Raw genomic sequence first — 13229 nt, forward strand, 5'->3', positions numbered from 1 at the left:
CACTCCTCATTCATTCAGTTATCACCGCAGTCACGAATCTTCGCATCAGAGCGCCCCAGCCACACCTCACGGGTCAGGGTTTTACCATAGATAATCGAGTAATAGCGCACCTTACCCGGGGCATGGGAGATCACGCCGGAGATCAGAATCACCACGATATAGATCCAGGCCTGTGGCTGAGTAAACCAGTAGATTGCGGCGCTCAGCAACAACAGTTTAAACAGTATTAACTGACCCCGCAGCTGATACAGCCAGATAGAGTCCACATAGAGCTCCTTGGCCACCATCAGCACACCACTGCCAACAGCCAGCAGCAGATAGGGAAACCAGGCCGCCTGCGGCTGATGAAACAGGTAAGCACCCGCCAGCCCGGCAATTCCCACCAGATGCAGCGAACGCAGCATAATGCTGATCCAGCGTTTGCCGGGCAGATGGCGTTTCTGTTGCGGTATTAACCAGCTCATACAGAGATTCCTGAAGACAAAAAGGGCCACCCGAGGGCAGCCCTTATAGATTAACCGGTTCTGTTCAAAGACGCATCAGCCCCGGGGGCGCATCGCCGGGAACAGGATAACGTCCCGAATCGAAGCCGAATCGGTGAACAGCATCACCAGCCGGTCGATACCGATACCCTCACCGGCAGTGGGCGGCAAGCCATATTCCAGCGCATTGATGTAGTCTGCATCGTAGTGCATCGCTTCATCATCACCGGCATCCTTTTCTGCCACCTGTGCCTGAAAACGTTCCGCCTGATCTTCAGAGTCATTCAACTCAGAGAAGCCGTTCGCCAGCTCGCGTCCGGCAACAAAAAATTCAAACCGGTCAGTCACAAACGGGTTGGCGTCGCTACGCCGGGCCAGCGGTGAAACTTCGGTCGGATATTCGGTGATAAAAGTCGGTTGCTGCAGTCGGTGCTCAACGGTCTTCTCGAAGATCTCGATCTGCACCTTACCCAGCCCCCAGCTATCCTTCACATCGATATCCATACGCTCTGCGATCTGACGGGCAGCATGATCATCGGCCAGCGCTTCGGCAGTGATATCGTCGTTATAGTGGAGGATAGAATCAAACACACTGAGACGGGTAAACGGCTTTTCAAGGTCGTATTCAAAGGTTTCCAGCACCTCTCCGTCTTCATTGCGTACGGTGTTAACGATCGTCGTCGTTCCCAGCACATTCTGCGCCACGGTACGCAGCATATCTTCGGTCAGGTCCATCAGATCATGGTAATCCGCGTACGCCTGATAGAACTCAATCATGGTAAATTCTGGATTATGACGGGTCGACAGGCCTTCGTTACGAAAGTTACGGTTGATCTCAAACACCCGCTCGAAACCACCCACCACCAGACGTTTCAGATACAGCTCCGGGGCGATCCGCAGATACATATCCCGATCCAACGCATTGTGGTGCGTGATAAAGGGCCGGGCACTGGCGCCACCGGGAATCACCTGAAGCATCGGCGTTTCCGCTTCAATAAAGCGTTTTTCAGTCAGATAGTTACGGATACCGGCAACAATTTTAGAACGGGTTTCAAATACTTTGCGGGACTGTTCATTGGTGATCAGATCCACATAGCGCTGACGGTAACGAATCTCGGTATCCTGCAACCCCTTATGCTTATCCGGTAGCGGACGCAGGTTCTTGGTCAGCAGTTCATACTGTTCCATGTCGACATACAGATCGCCCTTGCCTGACTTATGCAACGTACCGGTAACACCGATAATATCGCCCAGATCCAGTGATTTAGCGAAAGCACGCGCCTCTTTGTTCACGTAGAACTGAATCCGCCCGGACATATCCTGGATGACACCAAAAGCACCGCGGTTGAGCATCACCCGGCCAGCAACACTGACTTTAATGCCTTCTTCAGCAATCGCTTCCTTGGATTTATCGCCATGCTGATCCTGCAGATCCTGAGCATAGCTATCACGACGGAAAGTGTTTGGGAAAGCGTTACCCGCTTCACGCAGCGCGTTGAGTTTTTCACGACGCTCCGCAATCAGGCGGTTTTCATCTTGCTGCTGAGTGTTATCAGACATGTTATGTGGAACCTTTAATGGTTAACTCTTTAATTCCAGAGATCGCTAAATCGCAATCTCTTCATATTTTCTAAATCGTTTAAGCGTTGCGCCAGCCAGCACAATAACTTAAACGCGGTGAAAGCGTGATGAGCGCAACCGCTTTCGCAGTGTTTAACACTTAAAGACCGGCTTTCAGGCTGGCTTCAATAAACAGATCCAGATCGCCATCGAGAATCTTATCGCAGTTACTGCTCTGCACCCCGGTGCGCAGATCTTTAATACGCTGATCATCCAGTACGTAGGAACGGATCTGACTGCCCCAGCCGATATCCGCTTTATTGTCTTCCTGTTCCTGGGCGGCCTCGGAGCGCTTCAGCATCTCCATCTCGTACAGTTTGGCCCGCAACTGTTTCATACAGGTATCTTTGTTCTGATGCTGCGAACGCTGGCTCTGGCTCTGCACCACAATACCGGAAGGTCCGTGGGTAATACGCACCGCAGACTCAGTCCGGTTAACGTGCTGACCACCGGCACCGGAGGCCCGGTATACATCCACCCGCAGGTCGGCCGGATTGATCTCGATCTCCACGTTATCGTCGATCTCAGGGGAAACAAATACCGAGGAGAACGATGTATGACGACGGCCGCCGGAGTCAAACGGTGATTTACGCACCAGACGGTGCACCCCGGTTTCAGTGCGCAGCCAGCCAAAGGCATATTCACCCTCAAAGCGGATGGTGGCCGATTTGATACCCGCCACATCCCCGGCAGAACACTCCAGCAGTTCGGTCTTAAAGCCTTTATCCTCACCCCAGCGCAGGTACATCCGCAACATCATCTCAGCCCAGTCCTGCGCTTCGGTGCCACCGGAACCGGCCTGAATATCGAGGAAAGCGTTGTTAGCATCCGCCTCACCGGAGAACATCCGGCGAAACTCCAGCTGATTCAGCAGCCCCTCAAGATTTGCAACTTCGCTGCGCACCTCTTCAACGGTATCCTCATCATCCTCTTCAACCGCCATGTCCAGCAGATCACGGGCATCAGCAACACCGGCGGTCAGATCATCGATAGTCTGCACCACACCTTCCAGCATCGCCCGTTCCTTACCCAGCGCCTGCGCCCGCTCCGGCTCACTCCAGACGGCAGAATCTTCCAGCTCCCGATTGACCTCTTCCAGGCGTTCCTGCTTCTCCGGGTATTCCAGATAAGTACGTAACACCTCGGTTCGCTCGGTTATATCTTTCAGGCTATTGATGATCGGATTGATTTCCATCGTAATCGCTTTACTCTCTCTATCTGCGCTGGCAGCGTTCTATCTGATCGGTACCGGGACTGGCTGAATTAGCCGTTTAAAAAAGCAGCACATTTTACCCGATTCCCCTGCGGCTGTGTATCCAAACGGCTGAAAAAACTCGACTTTGCCCCCCTTTATCAGCAAGAATTGGATATAACCTAGGGAACTGCGAGATAACCAATACTAAAATGTATCGACTGTTGATCATCTTCTGCACGTTTTTCGCGTTACTTCCTTCGCCCCTGATGGCCGCGGAAGAAACTGCCCCCCCCCATACTGATACATTTATCGGCATCGCCTGTATTGTCATTTTTCTGATCAGCTATCTGTTCGTGCTGGGGGAGGAGTTTTTTCATCTGCGCAAATCGAAACCGGTGATTGTCGCCGCCGGACTGATCTGGTTGTTAATCGGGCTGGCCTATACCCTGGATGGGGATAGCGAAACCGCGGCGATCGCCTTCCGGCATAACCTGCTTGAATACGCTGAGCTGTTTTTCTTCCTGCTGGCAGCGATGTCCTTTATTACCACCCTGGAGGAACGACAGGTATTTGCCGCCCTGCGTGCCTGGCTGGTGTCCTGCGAACTGACGCTGGTACAGATCTACTGGGCAACCGGGGCTCTGGCGTTTTTTCTCTCGCCGGTGGCGGACAACCTGTCGACCGCCCTGCTGATGGGGGCGGTAGTGATGGCGGTGGGTCAGCACAACATTAGATTTGTTGCCGTCGGCTGTATCAATGTGGTGGTCGCCGCCAATGCCGGTGGGGCATTCAGTCCCTTTGGCGATATCACTACGCTGATGGTCTGGCAGAAAGGGGTAATTGAGTTCAGCGGCTTTTTCGCGCTGTTTATCCCCTCAGCAGTCAGTTGGCTGGTACCAGCCGTATTGATGTCGGTTGCCATTGAAAAAGGCAACCCGGTTGCGGAACGCCGCAACGAGCCACGCCGGATGAAACGCGGAGCGCTGCCGATTTTGCTGCTGTTTATGCTCACCATAATGCTGGCCGTCACCAGCCATAGCCTGCTAAATCTGCCTTCGGTGCTGGGCATGATGACCGGACTGGGCATCTTAAAACTGTATGGCTACTACCTGAGCCGTTTTGAAGCTCACATCCGGGATACCGGCCATATTCATAACCATCATATCGATAACCTGACCGATATCAGTCAGATGAAAGGTGATCATACCGATGTTATCCGCCGTTTCGATATCTTTCAGGTGGTTGAGCGCTCCTCCTGGGATACGCTGATGTTTTTCTATGGGGTGGTGTTATGCGTGGGCGGTTTATCCACCCTGGGGCATCTGGCGTTACTGTCGGACCTGATCTACAGCACCCTGGGAGCGACCCTGGCCAACAGCATGATCGGGGTGGTCTCCGCCCTGATTGATAATATTCCGGTGATGTTTGCGGTGCTGACCATGCAGCCGGAGATGTCCACCAATCAATGGCTGCTGGTGACTCTGACAACCGGCATCGGCGGTTCGCTGCTGTCCATCGGTTCAGCCGCCGGGATTGCACTGATGGGGCAGGCACAAGGGGTTTATACTTTTTACACCCATCTGAAATGGAGCTGGGCGATCGCGCTGGGCTATCTGCTCAGCATCACCGCCCACCTGTGGATCAATGGCTATTAAGCCGTAAGTTTGCCAGCCGCTCAGAGTTCAAACGCGGCCATTACCTGGGGCACCCACTGTGCGATCCGGTCCGCCGTCAGCTCACTCTGACAGTCTTCATCCAGCACCAGACCGACAAAATAATCCTCGCTCTCATTCAATGCCCTGGACGCCTCGAAGTTATAGCCGTAGATCGGCCAGTAACCGCACATAAGCGCGCCCCGGCTCACCAGTTTGTCATGCAGCGCACCCATTGCATCCACAAACCATTCGCCATAACCAACCTGGTCTCCCAGACCAAACAGCGCACATCTGACGCCGTTGAGATCTACCTCATCCAGCTCCGCCCAGACATCAGACCAGTCTTCCTGAAGCTCACCATAGTCCCAGGTAGGGATCCCCAGAATCAGATAACTATAATTGCCCAGCCCCGCCAGTCCGTCTGTCGCCAGCTCATGCAGATCAACCCGCTCAGGACCAATATGCGTCGCAATCAGTTCGGCACAGCTTTCCGTATTGCCGGTTGTTGATCCGTAAAAAAGCCCCACGTCCTTACTCATTATGTCTCACTTAATTAATCAGACCAGAAACATTATCGTTTTGGAGCAAACGCATCAAACGCATCACCGGCCAGCCGTTCAACCGACTCCCGGGCCTCATGCAGCGCCTTCATATTTTTGTCGTTCGCCTGCCTGAGCATCTCTTCCAGCTGCTCCGCATACTCCTGTTGCGACCTGATTAACTCCTCTGCCGAGGTACAGCTCTGCATCTGCCGCGTCTGCGCCACCGTTGCATCAATACAGGCTTTAGTACACTCCATCTGCTGCCGGGTCAGCTCTTCCAGCATTTTTGTCTGAATATTGACTAACTCTTTAAACGGCCCCATAGACTGACTCAGTACTTTAGACATATCTTGAAACATAACAATATCCTTGCTCGCCACCCGGCCGGGTGTCTGAACCCCAATAATATATAGATAGATTAATTTGATCTGCCAGAGGGATAGTTTACGATGAACAACCATCAGGCCACAAACAGGAGACCTCAAAATGCGACTATTGCATACCATGCTCAGGGTAACAGACCTGCAGAAATCGATCTCATTCTATACTGAGATCCTCAATATGAAACTGTTACGGCGCAAAGATTTTCCCGACGGCAAGTTCACCCTCGCCTTTCTCGGCTATGGTCCTGAGTCCGACAACACCGTGCTGGAGCTGACCCACAACTGGGAGACCAGCAGTTACGATATGGGTAACGCCTACGGCCATATCGCCATCGAAGTGGAAGATGTCTACGACGCCTGCGAAAAGATAAAATCCCTCGGCGGACAGATCGTCAGAGAGCCGGGACCGATGAAACACGGTTCAACCATCCTGGCCTTTGTCCGCGACCCCGACGGCTATATGATCGAACTACTGAGTAACTGAGCCAGCGACTGCTTCGCCGATCACGCAGCGATAAAGAATACTGCCCGGTCAACGTCATGATTTTTGCACGTTTATCATGTAGAATACGCCCAACATTAGATACTGCTAATTAAGCATTTCACTGATCTGCGCCAACAGTGCCGGCCAAAAAGATCCGTTTTGTCCCTATCAACTTCGGAAAGCAGGCCGTTATAATAGGCGCCAATTTTTTATCTTTAACTACGGGCGTAACTCGATGAGTAAGAAACTACTACTGGCCATGACCGGGCTGCTACTGACTCTCAACACAGCCTCCGCATATGCCGCCAGTCTGGCAAAAGGCCTGAAAGCCTTTGAAGCCAAGGACTACAGCACTGCCATGACTGAGCTGAAGCCACTGATCAATGACAACAATCTGGACGCAATGAATCTTGTCGGGCAGATGTATGAATTCGGTCTCGGCGTTGAAGCCGACGAGCAGGCCGCCGTAAAGCTCTATAACCGTTGTAGCGCTCAGGGACACCTGGACTGTGTCAACAGTCTGCGGGCTTACAAAGATAAAGGTTACAAAGTTGAACTGAAAACCGTTGAACCGGCCGCTGAATCCGGCGATGCCACCGCTCAGAACCGCCTCGGTGAGATGTATGAGTTTGGTTATGGTGTCAAACGCGATGCAGCTCAGGCGTTCAAATGGTATTCACTGGCCGCGGATCAGGGGCTGGTCGTTGCTCAGCACAACCTGGGACGGGCCTATAACTTCGGCACCGGTGTTCAGCAGGATTTCGCCATGGCGGAGAAGTGGTACCGTAAAGCCGCTGAACAGGGACATATGGACGCCATGTTCTTCCTTGGTGCACTGTACTCCAACAACCACGGTGAAGAGGATGATCAGCAAACCAACATCATCGCCTACGCCTGGTTACAAAACGCGCTGGAGCTGGGCAACCAGACCGCGACAGCGATCCAGTCCCGCATCGTCATGAAACTCTCTGACAGCGAACTGGAACAAGCCAAAGCACTGGCGACTGAATACAAAGAGAAGTTTGTCACACCATTCAAATAACACGATCGCACAACTGAAAAGCCGGGCCTGTGTCCGGTTTTTTTATATGCGGGTCGTAACAACCGGGCATGTTTTGATGGTATAGTCTGCGGCTGTTAGATGGTCGCGGCTTGCCTGCATCAATCCAGGCAAGCCCAGCCGGTAGTCAATCTTAGCCAGAGACTGTAAGAATCAAGATGAGCAAACCTTTCCCGGAACTTGAAGGCGAACTGCGCCAGCCCAGCCTGATGCGCCGTTTCGCAGCCATGATCTATGATGGTTTTCTGGTGGTTGCCATCTGGATGTGCACCGGTTTCGCAGCCGTCGGACTGAACCATGGTGAAGCGGTCAGCGGTCCGCTGTTTCAATCAGTCCTGTTTCTGCTGACCTTCGCTTTCTTCGCCTACTTCTGGGTCCGTCTGGGTCAGACCCTGGGGATGCAAGCATGGAAACTACGAGTGCAAACCCTCGATGGTGGCCATATCAGCCTGCGCCAGGCGCTGATCCGCTTTATGACCGCCATCGTCTCATTCGCCTGCTTAGGCCTGGGCTTCTTCTGGATGCTGTTTTCATCCAACAAAGCCACCTGGCATGACAGCTTCTCAGAAACGCAGATAGTTTTGCTGCCCAAGAAGTGAAGCGAGAACTTTGTAAGATCTCTCTTTGTAGGAGCGGCTTCCAGCCGCGAATGACTGATCGCGGCTGGAAGCCGCTCCTACATAATGCGCACAAAAAACTGACAACCATGCCCCTGCAAGCGCTTAATCCAGAACGGAAGCTTCGCTTCCTGCTAGTAGTTAGACGCAACTGCGTTGCTAGCTAGAAAAAGCAAAGATTAAGAGCAATAGCACGGAGTGGCTTTGTAGGACCTCTCCTTGTAGGAGCGGCTTCCAGCCGCGAATGACTGATCGCGGCGGGAAGCCGCTCCTACACAAAACACACAATCCACACAAAAAAGCTGACAACCATGCCTCTGAAAGCGCTTAATCCTTCTCTTTTCCCAGCAAGCGCAGCGCCCTGACCACTAGCAAGTCGCGCAGCGACGTCTAGCCACTTTCGCGCCTTTTGCAGCCGCGAATGACTGATCGCGGCTGGAAGCCGCTCCTACATAATGCACACAAAAAGCTGACAACCATGCCCCTGCAAGCGCTTATTCTAGAACGGAAGCTTCGCTTCCTGCTAGTAGTTAGACGCAACTGCGTTGCTTGCTAGAAAAAGCAAAGATTAAGAGCAATAGCACGGAGTGGCTTTGATCTTTTTCTAGCAAGCGCAGCGTTCTAACCACTAGCAAGTCACGCAGTGACGTCTAGCCACTCTCGCGCTTTTTGCAATTTATCCTGCTCGTTTAATCAACCAACTCCCCAGCATCATACAGATCATAATCGGCACCAGCGCGGACCAGACCGGGTCAATACTATAGAGACTGCTCATCGGCGCGAGAATATCCTGACTGATTTTGAAGATCATTCCCACCACCACGCCGGTGATGATGCGTTGTCCGGAAGACACACTGCGCAATGAGCCAAAGATAAACGACACCGCCACCAGCACCAGCCCGATAATAGCCAGTGGCTGAAATGCTTTGCGCCAGAAACTCTGCATATAGCGATCATTATCCAGCTCCTGGTCATCAAGGTACTGGCTGTATTGATACAGCTCGCTGGTGGACATCTCTTTCGGTTTGACCATCAACACCTTGAGACGCTGGGGGTTCAGCTCGATATTCCATTCCTGAGAATCATAATGCTGGACCTGAGTCTGAGCCTTATTTTCCAGAAAACGGGTTTCAGCCACATCCTTCAACACCCAGACGCCGTTTTGGTAATGGCCCGATTTGGCATAGCTGCTGAACGACAGACTGCTATCGGGGGCAAGACCCAAACGGGTTACGCCCTGTATATCGCCGGCAGGGGTCACCACGTTGATATGGATATACTCGCCATTCTCCCGATGCCACACCCCGGTACGGGCGGAGATAGTGCCGCGATTAAGGTGCTGGGCGCGGATACTCTCCCCCAGCGCGCCGGCATAGGGCGCCACATATTCCCCCAGAAACAGCGCCACTACCGCGAGCACAATCACCGGTTTTAATACCATCCGCACCAGACGCCATACCGACACCCCGGCAGCCCGCATCACTGTCAGCTCACTGCCGTTTGCCAGTCCGCCAAGCCCCAGAAGGCAGCCAACCAGGCACCCCAGCGGCAGATATTCATAAAACGCGGCGGGCATATTCAGGGCGGAATACCCCAATGCGATAATCAGCGTATAGCCCTCATTCAGCTCCGACATCTCATCGATGATCTGGAACAGAAAGTCCAGGCCGACCACAATCAGCATCACCACCATAATGCTGAGCAAAACCTGCTGACCGACATAACGATCCAGCTTAAGCAGCATGATCAGCCCTCCGCCATCCCAGCAGTTTCTTCCAGGAACCATCGACATATAACAGCCCCATGGCCAGTCCAAAGAACAGCAGATGTACCAGCCACAGCAGGATCACCTCGCCCCCGTCTCGCTCAATATATTTACGTATATTGGTAAGCAGCATCAGATAAGCCATGTAAAGCAGAATGGAGGGTATCAGCTTGGCATAGCGCCCCTGCCGGGGATTGGTTTTACTCAATGGCACCGCCAGCAGCGCAACAATCAGGGTCAGCATCGGCAATGACAACCGCCAGTGCAGTTGTGCCCGTTCTGCGGCACTGCCATCAAACAGCTTAGTGGTCGGCAGGGAGTAGAGTTCATTCACCTGCTGGATCGGTTGCTGATCCGGCAGACGAATTCCATATTCCTGAAACTGAATCTGACGATAGTCCGCTTCACCGGGGTTGCCCTCATAGCGATAACCATTATCCAGCACCAGATAACGTATCCCGGTGTCAGGGTTGGTATAACTGCGCCCCTTTTCTGCCACCACCATTACCGCCTGCTCCCGGTTATCCACCTTCACCTTCTCAGAGATAAACACTCCCCTCATGGAGCCGCTGAGACTATCCAGATGTTCGATATAGGTGACCCGGTTGCCCCTGGGCATGGTCTGGAAGCGCCCCTCGGTGATCACATCAAACTCACCGACATTGCGCTGTTTCTGCAGCATAATCTCGGTCTGATTTGCGCCCACAGGCGAGAGATAGAGACTCATCAGTGATACCAGCAGAGCGGTAAACAGCGCGGGTCCCAGGGTATACATGGTCAGGCGGCGCTGACTCATACCGGTGGCCTGCAGCACCACCATCTCGCTTTCCAGATAGAGCCGACCGTAGGCCAGCAAAATACCCAGAAACAGCCCCAGCGGCAAAATCAGTTCAAGAAAACCGGGCATTCGGTACAGAAGGTAGTAAAATACCGCTTCCATCGGTATCTCACCGGCCGCAGCGATACTCAGATAACTGATAAAACGACCACTCATAATGATCAACAGCAGCACCAGAGTAACTGCGGCCATGCTGATCAGCACCTCTTTGGCCAGGTAGCGAAAGATAATCAAACTGCCATATCCTGTGTAATTGCAGGTAAAGAATTCTCTCTGATACCGAAAACAGGGTTTTGTTTCTGCGGCATTAGGATAAAATCCGGGTATCAAATTAAAAACCGGGCAACAGATACAGGTTGCGCCGGTGCGTCATTATCTTATAAACCAAGCACGATGTCTTGTGTGGAGAAAGCATGGAATTTGAAATCGTTACCGGTTCAGTAGAATCCCTTGAAACTGACTGTTTAATCGTCGGCGTTGCCCCTGATGGCGAACTAGCCCCCTCTGCTGATCTGGTCAACAAGGCATCAGCGGGCTACCTCAAAGAGGTGCTCGGCGATCACAACGGCAAGGCGGGTGAAACCCTGCTACTGCATAAGGTTCCCGGTATCAGCGCCAGCCGGGTGCTACTGGTGGGCCTCGGGAAAGCCGATGAGCGCAGCGACCGTAATCAGCTGAAGATCATCAGGAGCATCATGGCCAGCCTCAAAGCGATTCGTTGCAAGACCGCAGTGATCGCTCTGGATGGACTGGAAAGTGCCGATCAGGACCTCTACCGCCAACTGCGCCACAACACCGAATGGGCCAGCGCCGAGCTGTACCAGTATGACGCCACCAAGAGCAAAAAAGCCGATCCACTCAACCTGGAAAGCATCGCCTTCCTGCTGAGCCAGGACGATGCCGAACTGGGCGAGTTTTCCATCAGTGACGGCTCCGCAATCGCCAACGGTATCGATACCGCCCGCGAACTGGGCAACCTGCCGGGTAATATCTGCACCCCCTCCTATCTGGCGGAAAAAGCGCTGGCTCTGGCCGAGACCTGTAAAGAGCTGACCACCACCATTCTCAACGAGGATGAGATGGAAAAGCTGGGTATGCACTCCCTGTTATCGGTCGGCAAGGGCAGCTCTGAGCCATCCAAACTGATTGTGATGGAATACAAAGGTGGCGAGCCGGATCAACAGCCTCACGTACTGGTGGGCAAAGGGATCACCTTCGACACCGGCGGCATCAGCCTGAAGCCTGGCGCCAAGATGGATGAGATGAAGTTTGATATGTGCGGCGCGGCCAGTGTCATTGGCACCATGGAAGCACTGACGCAACTGGGGCTGGATCTCAATGTCGTCGGCATTGTCGCTGCTGCAGAGAACATGCCCTCCGGCAACGCCTCCAAGCCCGGCGATATCGTCACCACCATGTCCGGCCAGACGGTTGAAATCCTCAATACCGATGCCGAGGGTCGACTGGTGCTGTGTGATGCGCTCACCTACGCCGAACGCTTTGAACCGGAAACCGTCGTCGATATCGCCACCCTGACCGGCGCCTGTATCGTGGCTCTGGGCAACCATGCAACCGGCCTGTTATCCAACGACGATCTGCTGGCCGACGATCTGCTGGCCGCGGGTGAGTTTGCCGCGGATAAAGCCTGGCGCCTGCCGTTGTGGGATGAGTATCAGGAACAGCTGGACAGCAACTTTGCCGATATGGGTAACATTGGCGGCCCCTCCGCCGGCACCATTACTGCGGCCTGCTTCCTGTCACGCTTCACCAAGAAGTATCGCTGGGCACACCTGGATATCGCCGGCGTCGCCTGGAACAGCAACGGTAAATCGAAAGGGGCCACCGGCCGCTGTGTCCCCCTGCTGTGTCAGCATCTGATTGCCCAGGTGGATGATCTGACCGACGACGAGTAAATCAGGTTCTTAACGGGCCAGATCTGCATTTTGATGCCTGGCCTGACCCGTTAAGCCAGCGAATTCACTCCTCCGACTGAATCAAACAGGATAGCAACGATGAGCCAGGCTGATTTCTATGTTCTGCCCGACGCCGATCCGGAAAGTCGCACCGCCTTCCTCTGCCGCCTGGCGGATAAAGTGCTGGGCCACGGCCGCAACGCTTACATCCATGTCGCCGGAGAAACCGAGGCGGAACGACTGGATCAGCTATTGTGGGATTATCGCGCCGACGCCTTCATCCCCCACGGCCTGCTCAACAGAAAACCCGACGCCCCGGTGCAGATCGGCTGGGGCGATCAGCTACCGCAACACCGTGATGTCTACATCAACCTGGCGCTGGATGCTTCAGAAGAAACGCTGAAATTCGACCGCATCCTCGAGATCGTTATCCAGCAACCCGACATCCTCGCCGCCACCCGGAAAAACTTCGCCCTCTACAAAAACAACGGCATCACACCGAAGATGCATGATATGCGTAAGAGCAGTCGCTAGACGTCACTGCGTGACTTGTTAGACGCTCCTTCGTCGCTTGCTAGTCGCTAGAAAAAGCAAAATCTCTCTATGGCTCGTAATACGTTTTGTAGGAGGCGCGCCCTCGCGGCGATTGAAACAACAACAAAAACTACCGTACTT

The 13229-nt window shown here is 53.5% G+C and carries 13 protein-coding genes; 6 read left to right on the forward strand and 7 right to left on the reverse strand.

The features are described 5' to 3' along the window. Positions 1 to 14 precede the first annotated feature (14 nt). The 3 genes from JW499_RS16015 to prfB form a co-directional block, all read right to left on the reverse strand. The gene (locus JW499_RS16015) at positions 15 to 464 is read right to left on the reverse strand and encodes a hypothetical protein (RefSeq protein ID WP_205211525.1); all 450 of its coding nucleotides are present in this window, start codon (positions 462 to 464) and stop codon (positions 15 to 17) included. 75 nt (positions 465 to 539) lie between these two features. Further along, positions 540 to 2042, reverse strand: coding sequence for a lysine--tRNA ligase (gene lysS, locus JW499_RS16020; protein ID WP_205211526.1), 1503 nt, complete (start codon positions 2040 to 2042; stop codon positions 540 to 542). Between the two features lie 160 nt (positions 2043 to 2202). Beyond that, positions 2203 to 3297: a peptide chain release factor 2 gene (gene prfB / locus JW499_RS16025; RefSeq protein ID WP_205211527.1), complete on the reverse strand. Its 1095-nt coding sequence runs from the start codon at positions 3295 to 3297 to the stop codon at positions 2203 to 2205. 209 nt (positions 3298 to 3506) lie between these two features. On the opposite strand from prfB, the gene nhaD reads away from it, so the two are divergent. Then, on the forward strand, positions 3507 to 4952 hold the full coding sequence (gene nhaD / locus JW499_RS16030; RefSeq protein WP_205211528.1) for a sodium:proton antiporter NhaD: 1446 nt from the start codon (positions 3507 to 3509) through the stop codon (positions 4950 to 4952). A gap of 20 nt (positions 4953 to 4972) precedes the next feature. Here nhaD and fldB read toward each other — a convergent pair whose 3' ends face one another. Both fldB and JW499_RS16040 read right to left on the reverse strand, forming a co-directional pair. Next, entirely contained in the window at positions 4973 to 5491 is a 519-nt protein-coding gene (gene fldB / locus JW499_RS16035; protein WP_205211529.1) for a flavodoxin FldB, read from the reverse strand. A gap of 32 nt (positions 5492 to 5523) precedes the next feature. Next, the gene (locus JW499_RS16040; RefSeq protein WP_205211530.1) at positions 5524 to 5853 is read right to left on the reverse strand and encodes a phasin family protein; all 330 of its coding nucleotides are present in this window, start codon (positions 5851 to 5853) and stop codon (positions 5524 to 5526) included. Positions 5854 to 5980: 127 nt separating this feature from the next. Between JW499_RS16040 and gloA the strand changes: the two genes are divergently transcribed. The 3 genes from gloA to JW499_RS16055 all read left to right on the forward strand — a co-directional run bounded on the left by gloA (position 5981) and on the right by JW499_RS16055 (position 8020). Then, positions 5981 to 6361, forward strand: a complete 381-nt coding sequence (gene gloA / locus JW499_RS16045; protein ID WP_205211531.1) for a lactoylglutathione lyase — start codon at positions 5981 to 5983, stop codon at positions 6359 to 6361. Positions 6362 to 6596: 235 nt separating this feature from the next. Next, positions 6597 to 7403 (forward strand): tetratricopeptide repeat protein, encoded by an 807-nt coding sequence (locus tag JW499_RS16050; RefSeq protein ID WP_205211532.1) that lies wholly within the window; start codon positions 6597 to 6599, stop codon positions 7401 to 7403. Between the two features lie 176 nt (positions 7404 to 7579). Further along, positions 7580 to 8020, forward strand: coding sequence for an RDD family protein (locus JW499_RS16055; RefSeq protein WP_205211533.1), 441 nt, complete (start codon positions 7580 to 7582; stop codon positions 8018 to 8020). A 694-nt stretch (positions 8021 to 8714) separates the two neighbouring features. On the opposite strand, the gene lptG is transcribed toward JW499_RS16055, so the two are convergent. Further along, complete coding sequence (gene lptG, locus JW499_RS16060) at positions 8715 to 9830, reverse strand: LPS export ABC transporter permease LptG (protein WP_232846467.1); 1116 nt, start codon at positions 9828 to 9830, stop codon at positions 8715 to 8717. After that, entirely contained in the window at positions 9772 to 10875 is a 1104-nt protein-coding gene (gene lptF, locus JW499_RS16065) for an LPS export ABC transporter permease LptF (RefSeq protein WP_205211534.1), read from the reverse strand. Before lptF ends, lptG begins: the two co-directional genes overlap by 59 nt. A gap of 179 nt (positions 10876 to 11054) precedes the next feature. Here lptF and JW499_RS16070 point away from each other — a divergent pair, with 179 nt between their 5' ends. Continuing rightward, the gene (locus JW499_RS16070; protein ID WP_205211535.1) at positions 11055 to 12554 is read left to right on the forward strand and encodes a leucyl aminopeptidase; all 1500 of its coding nucleotides are present in this window, start codon (positions 11055 to 11057) and stop codon (positions 12552 to 12554) included. A 99-nt stretch (positions 12555 to 12653) separates the two neighbouring features. Then, positions 12654 to 13088: a DNA polymerase III subunit chi gene (locus tag JW499_RS16075; RefSeq protein ID WP_205211536.1), complete on the forward strand. Its 435-nt coding sequence runs from the start codon at positions 12654 to 12656 to the stop codon at positions 13086 to 13088. Positions 13089 to 13229 lie beyond the last annotated feature (141 nt).

The organism is Amphritea pacifica, from assembly GCF_016924145.1.
Taxonomy (GTDB): domain Bacteria; phylum Pseudomonadota; class Gammaproteobacteria; order Pseudomonadales; family Balneatricaceae; genus Amphritea; species Amphritea pacifica.

Bases quoted from the DNA above. Each gene is read 5' to 3' on its own strand.
- lptG (WP_232846467.1), bottom strand. From the start codon at position 9,830: ATGTCGATGGTTCCTGGAAGAAACTGCTGGGATGGCGGAGGGCTGATC.
- nhaD (WP_205211528.1), top strand. From the start codon at position 3,507: ATGTATCGACTGTTGATCATCTTCTGCACGTTTTTCGCGTTACTTCCT.
- prfB (WP_205211527.1), bottom strand. From the start codon at position 3,297: ATGGAAATCAATCCGATCATCAATAGCCTGAAAGATATAACCGAGCGA.
- lysS (WP_205211526.1), bottom strand. From the start codon at position 2,042: ATGTCTGATAACACTCAGCAGCAAGATGAAAACCGCCTGATTGCGGAG.
- gloA (WP_205211531.1), top strand. From the start codon at position 5,981: ATGCGACTATTGCATACCATGCTCAGGGTAACAGACCTGCAGAAATCG.
- JW499_RS16075 (WP_205211536.1), top strand. From the start codon at position 12,654: ATGAGCCAGGCTGATTTCTATGTTCTGCCCGACGCCGATCCGGAAAGT.
- fldB (WP_205211529.1), bottom strand. From the start codon at position 5,491: ATGAGTAAGGACGTGGGGCTTTTTTACGGATCAACAACCGGCAATACG.
- JW499_RS16040 (WP_205211530.1), bottom strand. From the start codon at position 5,853: ATGTTTCAAGATATGTCTAAAGTACTGAGTCAGTCTATGGGGCCGTTT.
- JW499_RS16015 (WP_205211525.1), bottom strand. From the start codon at position 464: ATGAGCTGGTTAATACCGCAACAGAAACGCCATCTGCCCGGCAAACGC.
- JW499_RS16055 (WP_205211533.1), top strand. From the start codon at position 7,580: ATGAGCAAACCTTTCCCGGAACTTGAAGGCGAACTGCGCCAGCCCAGC.
- JW499_RS16050 (WP_205211532.1), top strand. From the start codon at position 6,597: ATGAGTAAGAAACTACTACTGGCCATGACCGGGCTGCTACTGACTCTC.
- JW499_RS16070 (WP_205211535.1), top strand. From the start codon at position 11,055: ATGGAATTTGAAATCGTTACCGGTTCAGTAGAATCCCTTGAAACTGAC.